The following is a 1,297-nucleotide window of genomic DNA, read 5'->3' on the forward strand; positions in this document are numbered from 1 at the left end:
CAGGCCGGGATTGCGGTGCTTGGCAACGTCAATCAACAACCGGATTTGCTGTTGAAGCTCATTTAATTCCGATATGTCGGGATGGAGCCGGGAGTACCTATGCCTGGCTTCTCCTTATTTTTTGGAATCGACTAGGTGGATGAGAGACGGCCCAATGTTTTCGAGGGGTCTTGCGACTAGCACAGAGAGAAAGATGGTTAGGCACATCACGAGGGGAGAGGGGGTCTGATCGTGAGTAGTGGATTTTGGATTAACGCTAACCCTGCCGCCAATGTCGTTTTGTCCAACTTGCAAACTCTCAATCAGCAAATTAACACCGAGTCACAGGTCATGTCCACTGGCAACGCCATCAATTCCGCGGCGGACAACCCGGCTGGGTACGCCATCTCGCAGAACATGCAGGTGGAATCGAACGGTCTGAACATTGCCGTTCAAAACGCGCAACAAGGCACAGCTATGTTGCGAACGGCTGTCGGCGCACAGCAACAGGTGCTCGGCATCTTGCAGACCATGAACCAGCTTGCGACGCAAGCGGCTCAGAACGGTACACAGGATGTGATGGATCGTGCCGGACTTCAACTGGAAATGAACAGTCTTGCGAACGAAATCAACTCCATTACCAACCAGACGCAGTACAACGGACTCAACATCCTGTCCGGTCAGTACAGTGCTGCGGCGAGTGGTTCTACGGTCACGCTTCAAGTAGGGGCTAATCAAGGGCAAACGCTTCAATTCAACATCGACGCAACGGATGTCAATACATTGGGTGTTGCAGGAATCAAGGCCACGACAGCAACTATCGTGGGAGTTGCGGGCAATTGGAATGGTGAGTTTTTCATGCCATTACCTCCTATTACTGACGTCACATTCTCCAAAAACTCGGTACTGGAAGGCGAACCTACTGGCTCTACGGCGGCGAATTATCAAGTGATCTTCAATGGAACATATGGTCAACCCAACTTCCATCAACCAAGTCAGTTCCTTTTTCCTTTGTTGACGGGTTCGTTTCAACTGCAAATGGCGGACGGCAATGGTCAATGGATCAACATCGGATCGGCAGTCAACGTCACCAGCGGACAAACCACCGTCACCATAGGCGATCCTTCGATCAACGCAGACATGAGTTTTAATATGTTCGGAGTGTTGAATCCTCCCGCGCCCGGAAAGTTTGAAACCACTTATCAACTTGCGGCTACTGGGGATGGCACGACATCTGGGAATGCAACGAACAACTTCACCGCTTCGACTACAGGTGTGGTGGGCCTCAACATCTTGACTCAACCTGACGCCGAGAGAG

At 51.3% G+C, this 1,297-nt stretch carries 1 protein-coding gene; it reads left to right on the forward strand.

Annotated elements, in window-relative coordinates; genetic code table 11:
* Positions 1 to 231: 231 nt before the first annotated feature.
* Positions 232 to 1,297 (forward strand): flagellin N-terminal helical domain-containing protein (locus AC2VLY_RS04075; protein WP_486921802.1); only part of this gene is annotated, 1,066 nt, incomplete at its 3' end.

It is taken from the genome of Acidithiobacillus sp. TH-A36, from assembly GCF_057473445.1.